Origin of the sequence: Paenibacillus sp. HB172176 (genome assembly GCF_011947265.1) — a bacterium.
Classification (GTDB): domain Bacteria; phylum Bacillota; class Bacilli; order Paenibacillales; family Paenibacillaceae; genus Pristimantibacillus.
The window spans coordinates 1-522 of record NZ_JAATHD010000096.1 but is presented as its reverse complement, the minus strand read 5'-3'; the positions used below and the strand labels follow the sequence as shown (position 1 = coordinate 522).

Genomic DNA, 522 nt, shown 5'->3' with positions numbered 1-522 from the left:
TTACGGCTCCCCGAGGCGGTATCGTTGTTCGCCACGTCCTTCTTCGGCTCCTGGTGCCTAGGCATCCTCCGTGCGCTCTTACTAGCTTAACCTGGCGTTCCGGTTGATTCGGCTTGCCCTATTGGGACAATCTCGAACAACCTTCACTCACAGCAAAACCTCGCTCGCTTTCGCCAACTCCGCTTGCTGCTATTTAAATCAGCTAAAGGATGTTTCAGCAGAAGAATTTCTTCTTCTTTTACTTTCGTTATCCAGTTTTCAAGGAACAATTCGAGCATCATGTTACTTACGCTCGGGGTAATTATCTACCCGCTTGGCGACGTCCTACTCTCCCAGGACCCTGCGGTCCAAGTACCATCGGCGCTGGAGGGCTTAACGGTCGTGTTCGGTATGGGAACGCGTGGTTCCCCTCCGCCATCGCCACCAAACGGTGTTTTCTAGCGTTTTTCAATGATTGACATCCTGAATTACTTCAAAAAAAGACCCAACCATGTATTTCATTGGAAAGACAATTCATCATAA

The 522-nt window shown here is 49.2% G+C and carries 2 rRNA genes; both read right to left on the bottom strand.

The window, feature by feature from the left end:
- A 23S ribosomal RNA gene (locus HFP08_RS28945) occupies positions 1-92 on the bottom strand; the annotation flags it as partial.
- A gap of 219 nt (positions 93-311) precedes the next feature.
- Positions 312-428: ribosomal RNA gene (gene rrf / locus HFP08_RS28940) — 5S ribosomal RNA — on the bottom strand.
- Positions 429-522: the final 94 nt, after the last annotated feature.